The 20115-nt window shown below is 43.9% G+C and carries 17 protein-coding genes; 1 reads left to right on the top strand and 16 read right to left on the bottom strand.

Going from position 1 to position 20115, the window contains the following annotated elements; genetic code table 11:
* Nucleotides 1–29: 29 nt before the first annotated feature.
* From C1A07_RS11695 to C1A07_RS11660, 8 genes are all read right to left on the bottom strand, one after another.
* Complete coding sequence (locus C1A07_RS11695) at nucleotides 30–989, bottom strand: hydroxyacid dehydrogenase (protein ID WP_101877261.1); 960 nt, start codon at nucleotides 987–989, stop codon at nucleotides 30–32.
* A 3-nt stretch (nucleotides 990–992) separates the two neighbouring features.
* Nucleotides 993–2219, bottom strand: a complete 1227-nt coding sequence (locus C1A07_RS11690; RefSeq protein ID WP_101877260.1) for an NAD(P)-dependent oxidoreductase — start codon at nucleotides 2217–2219, stop codon at nucleotides 993–995.
* Between the two features lie 132 nt (nucleotides 2220–2351).
* Nucleotides 2352–3251 carry a dihydrodipicolinate synthase family protein gene (locus C1A07_RS11685; RefSeq protein ID WP_101877259.1) on the bottom strand — a complete coding sequence of 300 codons (900 nt, stop codon included), beginning with the start codon at nucleotides 3249–3251 and terminating at the stop codon, nucleotides 2352–2354.
* Nucleotides 3252–3275: 24 nt separating this feature from the next.
* Nucleotides 3276–4169, bottom strand: coding sequence for a 2-hydroxy-3-oxopropionate reductase (gene garR, locus C1A07_RS11680; RefSeq protein WP_101877258.1), 894 nt, complete (start codon nucleotides 4167–4169; stop codon nucleotides 3276–3278).
* A gap of 255 nt (nucleotides 4170–4424) precedes the next feature.
* The gene (locus C1A07_RS11675) at nucleotides 4425–6317 is read right to left on the bottom strand and encodes a PrpR N-terminal domain-containing protein (RefSeq protein WP_101877257.1); all 1893 of its coding nucleotides are present in this window, start codon (nucleotides 6315–6317) and stop codon (nucleotides 4425–4427) included.
* The gene (locus tag C1A07_RS11670) at nucleotides 6305–6817 is read right to left on the bottom strand and encodes an NUDIX hydrolase (RefSeq protein ID WP_101877256.1); all 513 of its coding nucleotides are present in this window, start codon (nucleotides 6815–6817) and stop codon (nucleotides 6305–6307) included. Before C1A07_RS11670 ends, C1A07_RS11675 begins: the two co-directional genes overlap by 13 nt.
* Nucleotides 6818–6938: 121 nt before the next feature.
* A complete protein-coding gene (locus C1A07_RS11665; protein WP_101877255.1) occupies nucleotides 6939–7685 on the bottom strand; it encodes an aspartate/glutamate racemase family protein in 747 nt (248 codons plus the stop codon).
* A 41-nt stretch (nucleotides 7686–7726) separates the two neighbouring features.
* Nucleotides 7727–8719 carry a 2-keto-3-deoxygluconate permease gene (locus tag C1A07_RS11660; RefSeq protein WP_101877254.1) on the bottom strand — a complete coding sequence of 331 codons (993 nt, stop codon included), beginning with the start codon at nucleotides 8717–8719 and terminating at the stop codon, nucleotides 7727–7729.
* A 229-nt stretch (nucleotides 8720–8948) separates the two neighbouring features.
* On the opposite strand from C1A07_RS11660, the gene C1A07_RS11655 reads away from it, so the two are divergent.
* Entirely contained in the window at nucleotides 8949–9611 is a 663-nt protein-coding gene (locus C1A07_RS11655) for a GntR family transcriptional regulator (protein WP_180952240.1), read from the top strand.
* A gap of 52 nt (nucleotides 9612–9663) precedes the next feature.
* Here the strand turns inward: C1A07_RS11655 and C1A07_RS11650 are convergent, their stop codons facing one another.
* The 8 genes from C1A07_RS11650 to C1A07_RS11615 form a co-directional block, all read right to left on the bottom strand.
* Nucleotides 9664–11166 carry an amidohydrolase family protein gene (locus C1A07_RS11650; protein ID WP_101877252.1) on the bottom strand — a complete coding sequence of 501 codons (1503 nt, stop codon included), beginning with the start codon at nucleotides 11164–11166 and terminating at the stop codon, nucleotides 9664–9666.
* Nucleotides 11159–12634: a chlorohydrolase family protein gene (locus tag C1A07_RS11645; RefSeq protein WP_101877251.1), complete on the bottom strand. Its 1476-nt coding sequence runs from the start codon at nucleotides 12632–12634 to the stop codon at nucleotides 11159–11161. Before C1A07_RS11645 ends, C1A07_RS11650 begins: the two co-directional genes overlap by 8 nt.
* A gap of 188 nt (nucleotides 12635–12822) precedes the next feature.
* Nucleotides 12823–14376, bottom strand: coding sequence for an ABC transporter substrate-binding protein (locus C1A07_RS11640; RefSeq protein ID WP_101877250.1), 1554 nt, complete (start codon nucleotides 14374–14376; stop codon nucleotides 12823–12825).
* Nucleotides 14377–14471: 95 nt separating this feature from the next.
* Nucleotides 14472–15440 carry an ABC transporter ATP-binding protein gene (locus C1A07_RS11635; protein ID WP_101877249.1) on the bottom strand — a complete coding sequence of 323 codons (969 nt, stop codon included), beginning with the start codon at nucleotides 15438–15440 and terminating at the stop codon, nucleotides 14472–14474.
* Nucleotides 15433–16446, bottom strand: a complete 1014-nt coding sequence (locus C1A07_RS11630; RefSeq protein WP_101877248.1) for an ABC transporter ATP-binding protein — start codon at nucleotides 16444–16446, stop codon at nucleotides 15433–15435. Before C1A07_RS11630 ends, C1A07_RS11635 begins: the two co-directional genes overlap by 8 nt.
* 18 nt (nucleotides 16447–16464) lie before the next feature.
* Nucleotides 16465–17322 (bottom strand): nickel transporter permease, encoded by an 858-nt coding sequence (gene nikC, locus C1A07_RS11625; RefSeq protein WP_101877247.1) that lies wholly within the window; start codon nucleotides 17320–17322, stop codon nucleotides 16465–16467.
* Nucleotides 17323–17345: 23 nt separating this feature from the next.
* A complete protein-coding gene (gene nikB / locus C1A07_RS11620; protein WP_101877246.1) occupies nucleotides 17346–18269 on the bottom strand; it encodes a nickel ABC transporter permease in 924 nt (307 codons plus the stop codon).
* A gap of 128 nt (nucleotides 18270–18397) precedes the next feature.
* Nucleotides 18398–19939: a Na+/H+ antiporter NhaC family protein gene (locus C1A07_RS11615; RefSeq protein WP_101877245.1), complete on the bottom strand. Its 1542-nt coding sequence runs from the start codon at nucleotides 19937–19939 to the stop codon at nucleotides 18398–18400.
* Between the last annotated feature and the right edge of the window lie 176 nt (nucleotides 19940–20115).

Below are 20115 nucleotides of genomic sequence, written 5' to 3'. Positions count from 1 at the left end.
ATAAGGCCTTTTAAACAAGTGTTTTTCAACTATTTTTTTACAGTGTGGTGAACCGGGGTATCTGGCTTTTCTCCTGACAAAACCTTATGTATCTGACCTGCCGCGTGCATGGCCATAATAATTCTGCACTCCTTTGTATAAGAGCCCATGTGAGGCGCTGCAATCACATTTTCCATATGGAAAAACGGATGATCCTTTTTTGGCGGCTCTTCTGTAAATACATCAGTAAATAAACCGCCGATCTGACCTTTATTTAAGGCTTCAATTAAAGCCTCCTCATCTGTCACCGCGCCTCTGGCGCAATTAATCAGCTTGGCCGTGGTTTTCATCATCTGAAATTCCCGTCTTCCCACCAGCTTTTCCGTCTTTGAATTTAAAGGCATATGGAGGGATACAAAATCTCCCTGAGAAAAGGCCCTGTCCCAATCTGCCAAAGTAACATAATCCTCCAGCTGCTCCTTTGTTAAGTGGGGGCCATATGCCAGAATTTTCATTCCCAGGCCATAATGCGCCTTTTGGGCCAGCAGTCGTCCGATTCTACCATATCCTATTATGGATAATGTTTTTCCTTTTAAATCCTCTCCTAAATAGGTATCTTTATAGAAAAAATCTCCCTCCTTCATTTTTTCTGTAAGGAGAAACATGTTTTTTCCAATGGCAATCATACCTCCTAAGGCAAATTCCGCCACAGTGTTAGTGGTGGCGTCCGGGGCATTTGTCACCCAAATCCCTTTTTCCTCCGCCGCCTTTACGTCCACATTATTATACCCGGCTCCCTGTCTGGCTATGATTTCCAATTTAGGAGCCCTGTCCATAATTTCCCTTGTAATTGAGGGCACTCCCAGCCATATGGCGGAGCAGTCCCCTACTGCCTCTTTCAAAGATTCTTCGTCGCTGTTCTCCACAAAAACCACTTCATATCCATGGTCCTTTAAATAATCTACGCCTTCCTCCGCCACTGGCTGAGGGATTAACACCTTTTTTCCCATACTCTATTCTCCTGACTTGGATTTCATATATGTATCCATAGCCTCAGCTACCTTTTTAGAATAGGCGGCGGCAGCTACTACTGTTTTAGCTCCCAGCACCACGTCGCCGGATGCAAATATTCCATCGCAGGTAGTCTCGCCCTTTTCATCAGTAACTAAAAGTCCGTTTTTAGAAGCCTTTAACCCTTCTGTTGTATTGACCAACTTGCTTTTCGGCCCCTGGCTGACTGCAATAATGGTAGAATCTGCCGGAATCAGCTCCGCCTTCTCTGACTCTCCCACAATATTTCCTTTCTCATCAAACAGCACGTCCCTGAAAACAGGCCCCTCTTCTGTGATCTCCACAATTTGTTTTCCAAAAGCAAATTTAGCCCCGTCTAAACGGGCGTAAGCCATTTCATGCTCGCTGGCCTTGCTTACTTTTCCTCTGGCATAAAGGGTTACATCTAAAGCGCCTTTTCTTAAAGCGGTTCTGGCTACGTCCATAGCAGAATTTCCCATTCCAATTACAGCCACTGTCTGTCCCAGGTCAAAAGCGTCCGGGTTAGCCAGATAATCAATGGCATAGTGAACGTCGCCTAAAGACTCTCCCTTAATTCCCAGAGTTTTCGGCTTCCACACGCCTGTGCCGATAAAAATGCTTTCATAGCCGTCCCTGAAAAGATCTTTAATCTCTAAAGCAGTGCCAATAGCGGCATTAGGCCTGAATTTAATGCCTATTTCTTTCATTTTCTTTTTATATCTGTCTAAAATAGATTTAGGAAGACGAAATTCCGGGATGCCATATCTAAGCACTCCTCCGATTTGATCCTTAGAGTCAAATATCGTCACTCCGTATCCTTCCTTTGCCAGTAAAATCGCTATGGTGATGCCTGCAGGTCCGGCTCCGATTACAGCCGCCTTTTTCCCGTTTTTCGGCTTGCATTCTATTTTCATCTTGTCCAGATAAGTGTCTGAAATATAATTTTCAATGCTGCTGATATGTACAGGCTGCCCCTTTCTCCCTAAAATGCAGTGGCCTTCGCACTGGTTTTCGTGATTGCACACAAGAGAACAGATTAAAGACATAGGGTTATTTGTAAACAGCATTTCCCCTGCCTCATTTAAATTTCCCTTTTTAAATGCCTGAATCATCTGGGGGATGGGGGTATTAATGGGGCAGCCTTCCCGGCACATAGGTTTTTTACAATTTAAGCAGCGGTTCGCCTCATCAATTACATGTACGGCCATATAGTTCTCCTTTCAAGGTATTATACGTAAGAAGGAGCCGCCGCAAATATTTTGCGTCAGCCCCTTCTGTTTTTGGGGTATCAAAAATGTTGTGAAAAAAGTTGTTTTAATGTGGGGGAATCAAAAAAGCTTTTAGATTAAACCTGCTTTTTCCATTTCCTCTCTGATTTTGTTCAGTACAGGACCTTCTGGGGTAGGAAGGTTTGGTCTGTAAGGAACGCCGATTTCTCTTCCTCTTAAATTAGCCATATCTTTAGCTGCTACAGGGAAGCTGGCTGGATCCATGGAAAGTCTTACTGGATTTAGTTTAAACTGGGCCTCCAGGGAGCCTTCCAAATCTCCGGCTACAAATTTATTATAAACATCAGTAATCAGTTCAGGCATAAAGTTTGCCGCTGTACACACGCCGCCTACTGCGCCATGGCACATAGAAGCATAAAGTAATGTATCTTTTCCGCCAAATACTTTAAAGTTTACATCTCTTGTTCTTCTGATAAACTCTGCAGTCTGTGTAATATCTCCGCTGGTGTCTTTCATTCCCACAATATTAGGAACCTGATGGGCCAGACGGTCTACCAGATTGCCGGACATTGTATATCCTACGCGGCCTGGGTTATTGTAGAGAAGCACTGGGGTCTCCGGAACTGCCTGGGCAATTGCTTTAAAGTGCTCAAACAGCTCTGTCTCTGTTGGCTTTAAGAACATAGGCTGAAGTACGGAAATTCCTGCCGCTCCATTAGCTACAGCCATTTTGGCCAGACGAATGCATTTCTTTGTGCTGATGGCGCCGATGCCAAAGTATACAGGAACACGGCCGGCAGCCTGATCCACCATAATCTTTAAGCCGCGCTCCATCTCGTCCTCTTCAATTACATAGAACTCGCCGTTGCTTCCGAAAGCCAGCACGCCTAAAACGCCGCCGTCAATTACATAATCCACCTGTTCTCTCAGCTTTGCCTCGTCAATATTTTCATCCTTATCAATAGGGGTTAAAATAGGAACGATTACACCCTTAATAAAATCTGTATTCATTTGCCTGCTCTCCCGATCCGCTTTTTATTTGTTTTCTGGCTCTACTGTTACATTGCCAATTTTTTCGTAGTATTTAACAAGGCTGGAGTGATCTTCTTTCTCATATCCGTCAGCCTTCAGGCACTGCATCATTTCCATCAGCTGTCCTGTGAGAGGTACTGGTGCAGAAATTGCATGTGCTGCGTTAAGAGCATTATTTAAGTCTTTAATGTGAAGCTCAATACGGAAACCTGGTTTGAAGTTTCTGCCTAACATCATAGGAGCCTTTGCATCCATAACTGTAGATCCTGCCAGTCCTCCGCGGATTGCCTGGTATACTAATTCTGGATCTGTACCTGCTTTTTTAGCAAATGCAAGAGCCTCGCCTACTGCTGCAATGTTACATGCAACTACAATCTGGTTAGCCAGCTTAGCTACGTTTCCGGAGCCTAAATCGCCAACGTATACAACAGATCCTGCCATAACCATCAGCATATCATAGTATTTGTCAAACAGCTCTTTCTTGCCGCCTACCATTACGGAAAGTGTTCCGTCAATAGCCTTTGGCTCGCCGCCGGATACAGGTGCGTCTAACATTTCTACGCCTTTTTTAGCCAGCTCAGCGCCGATAGCTTTGCTTTCTACTGGGTCAATAGAGCTCATATCAATTACAACTGTGCCTTCATGCGCGCCCTCTACTACGCCGCCTTCTCCCAGAACTGCCGCTCTTACATGAGGAGAGTTTGGAACCATTGTAATAATAACGTCGCACTTCTCAGCAACTTCTTTGCCGTTTGCCGCTGCCTCTGCTCCACAGGAAACCAGATCTGCTACTGCGTCCTTATTAAAATCGCAAACTACCATTTCGTAACCTGCTTTTACCAGGTTCTTGCACATTGGCCTTCCCATAATTCCTAATCCGATAAAACCTACTTTCATGTCTTGTCCTCTCTTTCTTCTATCTTGTCCTAAGACTTCTAAAAATTTAAAATAACTTGTTTTTGTTTTACTTATGGCCAAATTATAGCCTGGATCTCCCAGACTTTCTATTGGCGTATTTTACGAAAGCAGACTTTTTTCTTATGCAAAGGTTATAATCATTCATTTTTTGAAATGAAATTCGTTTCAAAGTTTCAATTTCATTTCATTTTCCCTTTAATAATTTCACTGTGTATTTTATTTTCAAGGTGCCTATTACTGGCAGATTCCATATTTTTTCATCCGTCTCCACAATGTAGTTTTACTGATTTTCAAGGCCTTGGCAGCCTTCTCCCTGCTGCCTCCGTTTTCCTCTAAAAGTTTGATAATACTTTCTTTTTCCAGGCTTTTCCCCACTGGAATCTCTCTTTCATAAAGAAAAATTCCAGGCTCCTTCCCGGGAATCAAATACTCTCCAGGATATAAGAACTCCAAATGATTTTTTACTGTTCTCTCGTCCAGAGACCTTTTTTCTGCAGTTAAAATCAAACTTTCCGCAAATCCCTCTGCCTGAATAAAGTTTCCAGGCCAATGGTAGGCCATAAGCGCCTTCCAGGCTCCTTCTGTCAGCACGTGATACTTAGAATATTTTTGGCAGGCATACTGAACCGCCTCCTCCATCCTTTTCTTTAAATCCTCTTTTCGCCTTCTGGCAGGAGGCACATATAAGGTCAAGCTGCTGATGAGAAAATATAATTCCTGATTCCACATTCCTTTGGCGGCCAACTGTCCCGGATTTTCTTCAAAGTGAAGAATCACTCTTACCTTAGCCCTGCCCTCCGGCCCTGCAGCCCCTGATAGCTGCCCAAAGCGAATCAGGCGGTACAATGCATATTGACCTTCTCTTCCCAGACCTTCCGCATTTTCCAGGTAAAGAGTGCCTTTATCTGCCGCGGCCCCAGCCCCCCTTGGACCAAAAACAGCGCTTTTCTGTTTTTCCTCTGAAATCTCGCAGCAGCTGACAGATACAAACGGAGAAGATATGTCCATAGCCGCGTTGTGAATACAAGCTGCAATTAAACTGTACTCCGTTCCCCCCTCCCCCACTATGGTTACAGGGCTTTCTGATCTGGCGTACAGGCGGGCAGTTTTTATACATTCCTCCATGGCGTAAGAATCTGCCTGCAGATCTCTGAAGTCTCCCATGGCTATATATTTTCCCGTCCGCTCCTTAGAACGCTCTTTTTCTCTTTGATTTTCCCTTTTTTTCAGCCTTTGACACGTAATAATGCCGCCCTCTATGCCGCCTTCTACTGATACGGGGGCGGCAAACGCCATCAAACTGGTTTGTCCTGCGTGTATAATCCAGGAATAGTTTTCCTCTCCTTTTACCAGCACAGCCTTTAAATCTCTTTCAGGGATCTCAGGAAAAACCTGATCCAGGCGTTTTCCCTCCAGCTCCTTTTTCGCCTTGCCGGCCATCATCTCCATGGCTGGATTTACAGACAAAATATTGCCCTGCTGATCTAAACGGATCACTCCGTTGGTGGAATAATCCAGCACAGTTTCCATTTGAGCTGCGCTGCGCTTTTCCGCCTCCATGGCAAAATCCATGCGCTCTGCAATCCGAAAAGCATTTCTCAAAGAATCTTCGGTGGCAGATAAAAACAAAGACGGCAGCCCGGCCTTTACTGCCGTTTCCACAGCCGTATCTCCGCCGATAATTAAATCCGGCTCCTGGGCAATCGCCTGATCTACCATGTTTTTTAAATCTTTGTCCCCTTCTGACAAATAAGTCCGCAGCTCAATATCATAAATAAGATCAAAATAGGACATATCGCAGAACATATTTCTAGTTCCAATTACAGCGATTACAGGATGAGGCTTATTTAAAATCTGCCTGGCCTTTGTCACTAAAAGGGCCATCTCCTGAGCTGTTACAGTAATTTCTGCTACTGGAATATCTGTATACTGCCTGATGAGAGAAGCCTGCCGCCCTCTGGCAATAATAATAGAAGCGCCTTTCGCAATGGCCTCCCTGGCCTCTGAAACAGAATCCTCTGTCCGGATCACCTTCATGGAGGCAATTTCATACTTTTTTTCCTGCAGAATATTGTGAGCCTGAAACAGCATCTCCTCCCTGGCTACCAGCAGCACTATTTTCCCCATGGAAACCTCCGCGTTTTTTTGTTCTTCTCTTCCGTCAAGTTTCTTCCGTCTAAGGCCGCCCCGGCCAGTCTGTCCCCGTCGTACTCCAGCTTTAAAGAGAAAAAGGGAGCGTCATTTCTTAAAAGCTCCACAAACAGCCTGTCGCCTTCCCAAAGATTCAGGTTCTCAATTTCACTTTTTTTCACCCACCTAAGCTCTCCCTCATCGCACTCCTTCAGCTCCCCCTTGTAGCCGTCAGCAGTGTACAAACACATATATTCTACTACTCCCGGCTTAGGAATAAAGGTAATAATGCCTCTGAATTGATAGGAAAAAATAGTCAGCCCAGTCTCCTCCTTAACCTCTCTGATTAAACATTCGTCAGGGCTTTCTGTGCCCTCAAAATGGCCGCCTACGCCAATCCATTTTCCCTCATTAATATCATTTTCCTTTTTGTTTCTGTAAAGCATCAAATACTTTCCGTCGTGTTCAATATAACAAAGTGTAGTCATTTTTGCCATTATAATACCCTCCACTATGTGAAACGCCATCTCGTCAGTCATTGACGGATGGCGCTTCATGTTTAGAAATATTATAACTGAAATCAACAGCTTTGTAAATACAGGCTTTTATCTGATTTTCTCAGCAGGTCCTGTTTAGTATAGCGGCCAGTTTTTCTGGCAGCCCTTTATTAGGCTTTACAGGAGGCTTTGCAAAGCTTCCCTCTGCGGCAATCCCCGGCCCTAATTTGACTAAAGACTCACAGTGCTTTACTGCGCTGGACACTCCGTCCACCACTGGTACGGAAATTTTTCCTTCCAGGCTTCTGGCCAGTCCCGCCAAAGGCGCACCTGCCAATATAATCACATCCGCCCCGTCCTTCTGCACTGCCTCCTTACACATTTCCAATAATCGGTCTGTATAATCCTCCTGCACGGTTCCCACATTTTTTAAAGGATCTTTTAAGGATCGTATACTGGCAAGCCTGGTGCTTAAATGGCTTCTCTCCACTGTCTCCCTGTACCAGGGAGCAATTCGGTCAGATATGGCAATAATGGAAAATCTTTGTCCCAGCAAACATGCGGAGGCCAGGGCTGCCTCTGTCATTCCCACCACCGGCACATTTAAAAGCTCTTTTACCCCAGTCAGCCCAGGATCTCCAAAGGCGGCGATCACCACTCCGTCATATTGCCCGTAACGCTCCGCTGCCACGCAGGAGCAAGCATAGCCTGCAATTACAGCTTCCATTCTGGTTTCAATATATTCCACCCCAAAAGGCGCTGTCTCCATAATAATTTCTGTGTCTCTGTCTGCTGTTCTTTTTGCTTCCTTTTCTATTAAAGCTGTAACATCCTGAGAGATGTTAGGATTTATAATTAATATTTTCATCAACTTTTTCCTCTTTCTTTTTATTTATTATAAAAGGCAAATTACCATTCCGGCGAGTCCCCAAAACTGCTTCTGTCTAATTCCCCATATTTTTTCGTAATCATTTTGTCTACCCAGGTAGTGAGCACAGGACAAAGAATTGCTGTCACAACGCAGGATGTGGCAATCTGAGCGGTGGCAGCCGGCACAATGCTTTCCAGTGAAGGATCTGCCTCCGCCACAAACTTAGGGGTGGGGATTGCATTCCCCGCTGTATTTCCAACGGCTACGCCAGTAGCCAATGGGCGTTTCTTTCTTCTAAATACCCAGTTGAAAATAAAATATGTACCGATGCCTGTAGAGATTAAAGTAACAAGTCCTAAAATAATTCCTGGGACTCCCGCCTTTAATACAGCGTCCCATGTCATGCCTGCTCCTAAAGTCCATCCGTTGAAGGGGATTAAAAACGGAGCTGCGTTAGAACACATATCCCGGATTTTTTCATCTAAATTGGCAAACAGCATTCCTAAAAACAAAGGCACCAAAGCTGCCACCAAAGATTTTACAGGAATATCAGCCATGCCGGAAGCGCCTAAAGCAATCATTGTTAAAAACGGTCCGTCATTTAATGCCAGGGGAGCAATGGCGCCTACGTCATTAGGCACGCCGAATTTCTTTGCCAGGGTGCCGTACATAACGCCGTTAGAGTTTGTAGTTGCTCCAATAACAGCCACAGGCGTAATCCCCAGAATCCCTGCAGGGCCAAATGCCTTTCCCAGCAAAATTCCCAAAAGTGTTCCGATAATGTACTTGGCGGCCAGCATAACAAAACCCTTGGCAAAAGGCTCTCCCGCCTGCTTCATATCAATAGTGGCTCCTGAGCAAAACATAAACATTCCCACTGCTGTAGCCGCCCCTGCATTAGAAAATAATCCGGATGTAAAGCCTCCAATCTGCAGCGCCTCAGGGGCAAAGGTATTAATCGTACACGCCATTAATAAGGGAATTACCTGCATACCTGCAGGAAACTTTCTAATTGTATCTACAATTTTCATATAAGCCCTCTCCTTTTATATCTGTTTTTGTTTCAATACCTGTTTTCATTTCCTACAGTATACTGTGTGTTGTCGACATTTAAAATATATCATTATTGTCGACAGTTGTCAAGTGACATTCGTCTTTCATTTTCTTTTATCAAGTTTTTTCCATGTTCTTGCCAAACCATCATTTCTATCCTATAATATTTCTTATTGTTATTTAATGATTTCATATGGAGATAATATAATGAGAAAAGTTGAGAAGAAAACCGCTTACCATTTGCAGGTGTACGATATATTAAAACAGCAGATTCTTTCAGGGGATTTAGCCCCCGGAGAAAAGATTAATGAGTATAAAATATCTCATGAAATCGGAGTCAGCCGCAGTCCGGTCCGGGAAGCCATCCGCATTTTAGAGCAGGACGAGCTTTTAGTTTCTACTGTATCCGGGCTTATTGTAAATCCTCTGGACCCTGTTACATTAAAGAATATTTACCAGTGCCGCATTGCCATGGAGTCTTATGCGGCAGGTCTGGCGGCTGCCAATATTGGAGAAAAGCAGCTGGCCGTATTAGAAAAAAGCGTGGAGGAAAGCCGGGCCTATCACAAGGCCTGCCAGTATGACCAGGTTTTAAAGGCTAATTCTGTATTTCACACCACCATCTACGCCCAGTGCGGTAATTCTTCTCTTATGAAAATGATTGAAAAGTACAGCGCCTTAGTAGACTTAACTAAAACTCAGATTTTCTCCACGTATAAGCGGGGGGAGGAGCCTTACTTAACAGAGCATGAGGAGATTATTAAAGCTTTGTCTCAGCACGATGCAGAGCTTTGCGAAAAGCTTATGCGCCGTCACATTGAAGGTGATTTTGAAATTCACCTGAAGCTTCTGGAAAATGAAACTATATAAATGAAAAAGACCTTCTGAAATTTGCAGCCGCAAGTTTCAGAAGGTTTTTCATTTAATAATGTCCGCCGTCTTTTCTGTTTTCTTCCATGTTAAAACGTTCTTCGTCAAAATAAATTTTTGTCTGTCCCCACTGAGGCTTTTTCGGCCATGCAAATGGGTGGAGATGTTCTGCTCTTTCTGCAGTTTCAAGAGCTTCCTGCTCTGCCTTCAAAAGCACTTCTTTCTCATCCACAGCCACAGCCTTTCCGTCCCTCAGCATAATTTTTCCGTCTACCAGAACTAAATCCACGTCAGAAGGATGGCCGTTGCCTACTAATGTGTCAATAATATTGATTCTAGGCATCAGTCTTGGGTTCATCAGATTAATGGCGATTACGTCCGCTCTCTTTCCAACCTCCAGGGAGCCGATTTCTTTTTCCATACCAATACATTTTGCCGCGTCAATGGTAGTCATCTCTAAAACCTTTTCTGAAGGCAGATAGTAGTCGTCGTTCATTGCCCTTCTGAAAATCATTTTCGCCCTCTTCATAGCGTCAAACATGTCAAAGCCGGATGTCAGCATAGAACCGTCTGTAGTAATAGCCACAGTGGCTCCCAGCTCTAACAGCTCAATAACAGGAGTTCTGTTGACCATCTGCCTCATGCCCGGGGCCACGCTGACATGAGTATCTGTTTTGGCCAGAATCATAGTTTCATCCATAGATAAGCCGGTGCAGTGCTGCAGATGAACGTCCGGACCTAAAAGCGCGTTTTCTTTGTCCTGATATGCCAGGTGAATCATTCCTCCAAATGCATCTGTGTGAATTCTGGTGCTATATTTTTCTGCTATTCTTCTCATTTCCCTGGCCTGATAAAGGTCATGGTCAGTCAGCTTCACACATCTGTCTGCCGGCGTGGGGGCAGATGGGTCTACGCTTGTCACAACTCCAAAGGGAGCCACATAAGCTCTTGTTCTGTCTTCATTGGCGTGATTCAGCTCTGAAACTACTGTCTCCAGACTTTCCAGAACCGTCTCATAGCTGACCTCACTCATATGTCTTTCCCCGTCTATATAACGGCTGAAGCGGTGAGGCCACGGAGTGTGGCACGGACCTGTACATACAATATCCTTTACTCCTACTTCTGCATATGCCTTAGCATTATTTAGGGCAGGCACAGGGGAGTCGCATCTAGGCTGAGACCCCAGCACGCACACGCCTGTGGTGACGCCTGCGTGAAGCCGCTCCAAAGCTGACAGCCTTCCCTCGTTGTACCAAAATTCATCTGTAATATAATTTTTATAAGTGTGAGTCATTACAGGCATCCAGTAGCTAGTATCTTCCACAATAGATTTAAATGCAGAGTGCCCTCCATGTCCGTGGGCGTCCACAAATCCTGGCATCACTACATGGTTCTCACAATTAATCACTTCCCTGGCTTCCTGTTTTAACCCTTCCTCAGTGCTTCCCACAAAGGTGATTTTTCCGTTTTCAATTCCCACGGCTCCGTTTTCCAGCACACGCCTTTTCTCATCCATGGTAATGACTACAGCGTTAGTCAGCAATACATCATACATTTTTTGTTCCTCCTGCTATTTTAAAGGATGGACGGAAGATTTCATTTTCCGGCAGATGTTTATAATCTCTTTCCATGTAACCCATTTTCATTTTGTTGTAGTACTTCTGCCCTTTTGCCTTCAGCTCTTCCAAATCCACGCCCTCTATTTTTCTGTCCTTCATAACAGTGCGGCCGTTAATCACAGACATTTTTACATCTTGTCCTGAACCGCACATGAAAATTGTACGAATAGGGTCGTCAACTGCTCCCATGTGGAAGCTGTCTAAATCCACTGCAATCATGTCTGCCTTGGCGCCTTTGCACAAACGTCCTAAATCGTCTCTTCCCAGGTATTTTGAACCGCCTAAAGTGACTGCGCTGTATACGTCCGCAAATGTGGAGCCCTCCACTGCGTCCTCAGCCATCTGGGAAAACATAGAAGCCGTTCTAATATTCTGGAAAAAGTCTGGCGGAAATGTATCTGTACCTATGGCCACATTAATGTTTCTCCTTCTGTAGCCGGCAAAGGACTGAGGGTAATGGCCGCTTCTTCCAATAATAATCGGGCAGTAAATGGCCGTGGTCCCTGTCCTCTGCAAAATAGCCAGATCGTCCCCCTCATCCTCTACCCACCTGGTGCCTTTTACAATATAACAGTGAGGAATTCCTACATGGCGGTCCAGAAAATTAATGCTGTCTAAGTACTCTAACGGGCTCATGCCTGTTTTTTCCTTAATAAATCTGTACTCAAATCCTCCCTGAGCCGCGTGAAGCTTAATAGGGCAGCCTAGTTCATCCGCATATTTTCTGGTCTGAATCAGATTTTTTTCTGTCTGAGTTTCAATTCTTTCAGGAAGCAAAGCCCCTTTAATCAGCCCGTCATACGCCCCGTCAAATTTACGGATAAATTTTACTGCTCTTTCCAGCCCTTTTTCTCCCTCTTCTTCCAGATAGCGAACCGTCATGGTGCCGTCGGGACGAACTACATTTAAACCGCACTGGTAGCTGGGGGAGGTGTAAAGGCGAAGTCCTAATTTTCCCGCGTGATGTACTCCCGCCTCTTCCTCCTCATAAGTATCCGCCCATTTTTTATAATAAGTAGATGTAATAGGCATAGCTGTAGTGACGCCGTTCATAATCAGCTGTGTATAAGCAAATAAGGATTTAAATGCCTCCTCCTCAGGAGTCATTAATTCATGCGTGCCCTTTTCAAAATATTCTTCTGAAGGGTTTAAGCTGTTTCTGGTTTCCTTGTACACCTCTGTGTGGAGAATATCGTGATCAATGTCCCCCAAAGCGTTTAAATCAATAAATCCCGGCATAATCACGCTGTTGCCTGCATCCTCTGTTACATCCACATGGCCTTCATAATGCTTACCTACATAAATAATTGTATCGTTTTCATATACAACTTCGCCGTCCACAATAATTTGGTGGTCCGCGCCGTCAAAACCAATTACATAGGCTCCCTTTAATTTTGTAATCATATTTTTTTCTCCTTCTTAAAACAGTGTGCGCCCTAAAGTGCGCGCCCACCGGAAGCTTTTGATCCACAGGGGATAAAATTTCCTGCGAATCAAAAAGCTGCATAACAGGACAGCCTGTAATTTATACAAGCGCCGGCTTATGCAGCTTCTTTCTTTTGCCTTATAAGGCGGCAAACCCTATTTTTTCTTTACTGGTCTGTGCCGTTGTCAAAATATACTTTGTCAAAGAAATGGCTGGCAGCTGGAGTAGGTACGAAGCCTTTTACATTGCTTCTGATTCCCAGTACCTGCTGTGTATTGGCAATCGGGATTACCGGCACGTTTTCGCGCAGATATTTCTGAATGTCTTTAATAATCTGCTCTCTTTCAGGTCCGTCGCTGGTTGCTCTCTGAGCGTCTAACATTGCGTCCAGATCTGGGTCACTGTAGAATCCCATGTTGTTAGTAGGAATCTGTTTGGAGTGATATGGTCCGTAAATGTTGTTGTCTGGCTCTGGGAAGCCTACTGCTCCAAAGCCTACAATAAACAGCTCTGTCTCTCCTGCGTCTACCATGTCATAGAAGGTTCCTGACTCGTAGCTCTGAATCTCTACTGTAATGCCAACCTCTGCCAGCATGTTCTGGATAATCGTTGCTGCGTTCAGTCTGTTTGTGTTCTCTGCACATGTTAAAGTCAGTTTTAAGTCAGAAACTCCTGCTTCTGCTAAAAGAGCTTTTGCCTTTTCTACGTCATATCTGCAATCTGTGTCGCTGTCATCATAATATTTCATGCTAGGAGTTACTGTAGTTGGGGAATACTGAGCGTTTCCTCTCCAAACTGCTGTCAGAATCGCATTTTCATCTAATGCATAATCAATAGCCTGTCTTACTCTTACATCTCCTAAAGGCTCTTTTGTCACGTTCATAGCCAGGTACTCAACAGTTGTGCTTGGACGTTTTACAATAGCAGTATCCTTGTTGCTGTCTAATCTTTCTACATCATTTGCAGGAATATCAAATGCAATATCTATATTTCCGGATTCCAGCTCAATTACACGGCTGTTAGCTTCCACGATTGTACGGATAATCAGGTTTTTATACGCCGGCTTAGTGCCCCAGTATTCTTCGTTTCTCTCATATACACAGCGGTCGTTTTTAGCCCAGGAAACAAATTTAAATGGACCTGTTCCTACTGGATTTAAGGCTGCCTGCTCTGGGTTTTCTGTAAACTCTTTTTCACTTACAATTACAGCTCCGATGTATGGCAAATATCCTACTAAAGGAGAAAATGGCTCGTGAGTTGCAATAATAATTGTATTATCGTCAACTACCTTACTGTTTTCAGCGTCAATGGCTGACATAATGTAGGAAACCTTAGCTCCGTCTGGTCCTGTAGCTCTCTTAAAGCTGTACAGAACGTCGTTAGCTGTCATCTTCTCTCCATTGTGGAAATATACGTCGTCTCTCAACTTAAATTCCCAGTTTAAATCATCAATCTGCTTCCACTCTGTAGCCAGAAGAGGCTGAATTTCTCCATTGTCGTCATACCTAACCAGTGTTTCATAAACAGGGTTTAAGTTATTCACGCTGCTGGATGTGGAAGATGCGTGAGGATCTAATGTAGGCGGATCTCCTGTAATCGCTACTGTTAAGGTGTCTTTTTCTTCCGGTGCTTCGGAAGAGGAACCGCCGCAGCCTGCCAGCATGGAAACTGCTACGGTAAGCGCCAGGGCAAGGCCCAGAACTTTTTTCACTTTTCTCATAATCTTTTCTCTCCTTTTTTCTATTTTCTGGAAAAACTAAAAATCTTATTTTTAAAGAATTTCCAATGGCAAACTGTCATAAGACAGGATTGCATTTAAACTTTTCCCGCTAAGTGGCAGGCTACAAAATGGTCGTCCCCTGTGTTGATTAATTCAGGATCTTCCTTTTTGCAAAGCTCTGTAGCGTAAGGGCAGCGGCCTGCAAAACGGCAGCCTCCCGGAAGATTTACAGGGCTGGGAACATCTCCCTTTAAAATAATCTGCTCTCTGTCCACTCCCACCTTAGGAATAGGAATGGCAGATAAAAGAGCTTTTGTATATGGATGTAAAGGATTATCAAAAATAGATTTATAATCGCTAAGCTCCACAATTTTTCCCAAATACATAACGCCGATTCTGTTGCTGATATGCTTTACTACGCTTAAATCGTGGGAAATAAATAAATATGTCAGGCCTAAATCCTGCTGAAGACGTTTTAAAAGGTTAATAATCTGAGCCTGAATACATACGTCCAAAGCAGACACCGGCTCGTCCAGCACAATAAATTCCGGATTTACAGACAGAGCCCTGGCGATTCCCACACGCTGTCTTCTTCCTCCGTCTAACTCATGGGGATAAGCGTTAATTAACCTTCTGGAAAGTCCTACTACATCCATCAGCTCTCTTACTCTGGCATCTAACTTCTTTCTGTCTTTTCTGTATTCATCCATATTAGTTAATGGCTCTGCAATCAGATCAAATACAGAAAGTCTTGGATTTAAACAGGAGTATGGGTCCTGAAACACCATCTGTACATGTTCTCTGAATGTTTTCATCTGACTTTTGTTAAAAGCCAGCACATTCTCCCCATGGAAATTCACCTCTCCGCTGTCAGCGTCCAACAGGCGAATCAAGGTTCTTCCTGTAGTGGATTTTCCACATCCGGATTCTCCTACAAGACCTAATGTTTCTCCCTTATTAATATAAAAGCTTACGTCGTCTACAGCATGGAGAAGTCCTTTATTTACATGGAAATATTTTTTCAGATGATTAATTTCTACTAATCTTTCTTCCTGATTACTCATCTTTCTTTCCCTCCTCCTGCTTTTCATATAAAAAGCATCTGGTGTAATGCTCCCCGTCTACACATGTGATATCCGGTTTTTTGTGCTTGCAAATCTCCATACAATTAGGACATCTTGGGTTAAAGGAACAGCCCTCAATTTTCTCTGTAGGCTCCGGCGGCAGACCGTGAATTTCCTCCAGCCACTCTTCCTCTGTGTCCAGCTTTGGAATAGAGTTAAAAAGTCCTTTTGTATATGGGTGGCATGGATTATTGTAAATCTTTTCTACCTGAGCGTACTCTACCACCTGTCCTGCGTACATAATGGCCACCTTGTCGCATATTTCTGCCACAATTCCTAAATCGTGAGTAATAAGGATCATGGAAGTGCCCAGTTTTTCCTTTAATTCCTTAATCAGATTCATAACCTGAGCCTGAATCGTTACGTCTAAGGCTGTTGTAGGCTCGTCTGCAATAATCATTTTAGGACGACAGGCCAGGGCGATAGCGATTACTACTCTCTGCTTCATTCCCCCTGAAAACTGGTGAGGATAATCATTGGCTCTTTCTCTTCTGATACCTACCATTTCCAGTAAACCGCAGGCCTCTTCAAAGGCTTCCTTTTTTCCGATACTTTTATGAAGGCGAATCATTTCCACAATCTGATCTCCCACCTTCATAGATGGGTTTAAGGAGGTCATAGGGTCCTGGAAAATCATAGATATTTCCTCTCCTAAAATTCCTCTTCTCTCCCTGTCGCTGATTTTCAGCATGTCCCTTCCGTCAAACAAAATCTCCCCGGAAGTTACTTTTCCTGGAGGTATGGGAAGCAGCCCCATAATGGTCATGGCTGTAGTTGTTTTTCCTGCCCCTGTCTCCCCTACAAATCCAAGAGTTTCTTTGTGTCCAATACTTAAATTTAAGTTGTTGACAGCATATACAACGCCGTCCTCTGTTTTATATGTGACGCTTAAATCCTTAATGTCCAATAAATTTTCATTTACGTCCAATACTTTTTCCTTATCCATGTTCTGCTCCGCCTTTCATTAATTTCTCAGTTTCGGGTCAAGGGCATCTCTTAATCCATCTCCCAAAAGATTCAGAGAAAGCACGGTAATTACAATGGCAAGACCTGGGAACATGGTCATATAAGCATATCCTCGAATATAATCACGGCCTGTAGAAAGCATATTTCCCCATTCCGGGTTAGGCGGCTGAATACCAAGTCCAATAAAGCTCATGCCGGCAGCTGTAAGAATCGCTCCTGCAATACCTAAGGTAACCTGTACAATAACAGGCGCCACACAGTTTGGAAGGATATGTTTGATAATAATTTTGGAGTTTCTGGTACCGGAAGCCTTGGCGGCCTCAATATACTCTTCCTCCCTGATTGTTAATACAGAAGCTCGTACAATACGGGCATAAGTAGGCACTGATGAAATACCTACAGCTATCATCAGGTTTACAAGACCTGTTCCCAGAGCCGCTACAATGGCAATAGCCAGAAGGGTCTGAGGTATAGCTAAAAGCACGTCCATAATACGCATAATCAGGTTATCTACACGCTTTCCATAATATCCTGCCACTGCGCCTAAGGCTCCTCCGATAATTACGGCGATACCTACAGATACAAAACCTACCAGCAGAGACATTCTGGCCCCGTACACAATACGGCTGAAAATGTCACGGCCAAATTCGTCTGTTCCAAACAGGTGCTGGGCGCTGGGATGCTGGAACGCATTAGCCAGGTCCTGCTTTGCATAATCGTAAGGTGCGATCACATGAGCAAAAATGCCTGTGAATAAAAGAATAATCAGAATAATCAATCCTAAAATCGCCATTTTATTCTGGCTCAGCGCTTTTAAGACTGTCAGAAGCTGACTTCTGGATTTTTTTTCTTCCATGTTGAATAATACCTCCCAGCCTTTTATTCTTTGGAAACCTTAGGGTCAACAACTGCATAAAGCAGGTCTACCGCCAGGTTTACCAATGAGAAACATGCTGCAACGAATAAAACGCTGCCCTGAACAATAGGGAAATCCCTTTGCTTAATTGCCTCAATCATCAGACGGCCAACTCCCGGAATGGAGAATACAACCTCTGTCAGCATGGCTCCGCCTAAAAGTGTTCCAAACTGAAGACCGATTACTGTAATAACCGGAATCAAGGCGTTGCGGAATACATGCTTCATAATAACAACGCTTTCCTTCTGTCCCTTCGCTCTGGCTGTTTTTACAAAGTCCTGGCGGATTACTTCCAACATACTGGATCTGGTCATTCTGGCCACCACTGCTGTACTTTGCATTCCTAAAGCTAAAGCAGGCATAATCAGCTGTTCAAAGCTGCCGAAACCAGAGGGAGGCAGCCAGCCTAGTTTTACAGAGAACAATAGGATCATCAATATTCCTATCCAGAAAATAGGGGCCGACGTACCGATTAGAGCCAATATCATAACCGCGTTGTCCAGCAGGGAGTTTTGTTTTACTGCAGAAATAATTCCTAAAAATGTGCCCAGCACTACGGCAATTACAATAGCGGCTGTAGCCAGCTGCACAGTATTTGGAAATACTGCCATAATTTCATCCAGAACAGGTCTTCTGGTGGAATATGAGGTTCCTAAATCCTGATGCAGCACAATATCTGCCATATAACGGCCGTACTGCACAAGAAACGGATCATCCAGTCCTAATTCCTGTCTTAATTCTGCCTGAGCTTCCGGGGTAGCTGATTCTCCCAACATCATTCGCACCGGATCGCCTGGCGTCATATAAAGGAGCAGGAACACCAGGAATGATACTCCAATCAGTACCAAAACCAGGTATGCTAACCTTTTTAATGTGAACTTCAGCATCGTTCATTCCTCCACTTATACATTTTCATGTAGTATTTATGCACTTCATTATACTACAGCGTTAATGATAAATACATTGGAACAATAGGATAAACCTTATTCCCTCTTTTCATCCAATTATTGTACCCTTAGTTTCCATATCGTTTTACTGCATACTGATGAAGGCCGAAAAATACTGCGCCAATTCCCAGAGCTGTAACAGCTAAACCTAACACAGGGGAAATCATACCGCCCACTAAAAAGCCTACGGCGCTGCAGCCTCCTACTGCTAAGCTGTAAGGCAGCTGAGTTCTTACATGCTGAATATGGTCTGCTCCCGCTGCTGTGGAAGCCAAAATAGTAGTGTCAGAAATCGGGGAACAGTGATCCCCAAATACTCCTCCAGATAAACATGCGCCGATCATCAGCTCAATAGGCACCCCAAAGCTGTGGGCAATAGGCAAAGCAATCGGCATAGTGATGGCCCACACTCCCCAGGAGCTTCCTGTGGAAAAGCCTACAAAGGCTCCCACTATAAAAATCAGCATAGGCATAATTCCAGGAGCCACATTATAAGTCTCTAAAAGACCAATTAAATATCCTTTTAAATCCATTTTTCCTGTAAGGGAACCAATGGACCAGGCCAGAATCAAGATCAAGGGAATATCTGAGTTTAAGGAAACTCCTTTGCAGAATTCAGGCACCACGTCCCCTAATTTCAGCACGCCGGATTTAACTCCCATCAGGCCTGCCACTGCCGCTGATACTAAAAAGCTAAGGGAGATACACAATGTAATGCTGGAGTTCATAAAGGCTCCGCCGATTCCGTTTGTTTTTGCATCCCCGGTCCACATAATCATTGCCAGAAGCACCACAAAAAGAGTGATAATAGGGGCCAGAAAATTTAAAATAGTAATATTTTTTCCCTGGAACATAGCGTCCTCATCCATATCATATTTAGACATAGGCACGTCGTTCTCGCCGATCAGCGTTCCTGTTTCCACAGCTCTCTTTTCTGCATAATACATAGGGCCGATATCTAATTTGGCTATAATAACGAACAGTAAGGCCAGCATCCCGAATAATGCATAAAAATTATAAGGAATCGCCTTTACAAATGTAACCCATGGGTTTCCTGATATGGCTAAAGCGGCAAACTGGGCTGCAATCAGGCTGGTTGCATATGTACTGTAGCTGGTAATCGGGGATAAGGTTGCAAAAGGACAGCCCATAACGTCGCAGATATAAGCCAGCTTTACTCTGGATACCTTCAGCCTTTCTGTAATCGGCCTCATTAAAGAGCCTAAGGTTAAGGTAGGCTCTGTATAAATAAACGCAAATGCACTGAAATAAGTCACCAGCTGAGCCTGGGTTCTGGTCTTTACTCTTTTGGAGGCAATATCGCCGAAAGCTCTGGAGGCGCCGGACACCTTAATCATATATACAAATCCGCCGCAGGCTGTAATTAACACCAGCATTCCTGCATTACTTTCATTGGCAATTAAAGGAATAAAAAAATCTGAAATCATTTTGGGCAGGGCCAAAATAGGATTCCATCCGTTAATAATTGTCACTCCGGCCCAAAGGCCTACAATCAGGGAAAATACTGTCTGCTTTGTTATTAACGCCAGAGAAATAGCTATTAACGGGGGCAGAATCGACAATATTCCATAATTTACTACAGTTTCCATACTCTTCCTCTCCTTTTGTAAAACTTACTGAAATTTTTTCATTAATTATACATTTTTATGTATTAATTATTCATCCCATTATACTACATCATGTTTTCCAATGGCATTAGTACAACAGGATAATTCAGCTTGTGCAGTTTTATCCAATTATTCTACTTTTTTCTGTCTTTTTTTCT

The sequence above is a fragment of the Lachnoclostridium edouardi genome (assembly GCF_900240245.1).
Taxonomy (GTDB): Bacteria; Bacillota; Clostridia; order Lachnospirales; family Lachnospiraceae; genus Lachnoclostridium_A; species Lachnoclostridium_A edouardi.
Note: the sequence above shows the minus strand (reverse complement) of the source record. Positions and strands in the feature narration are given on the sequence as shown.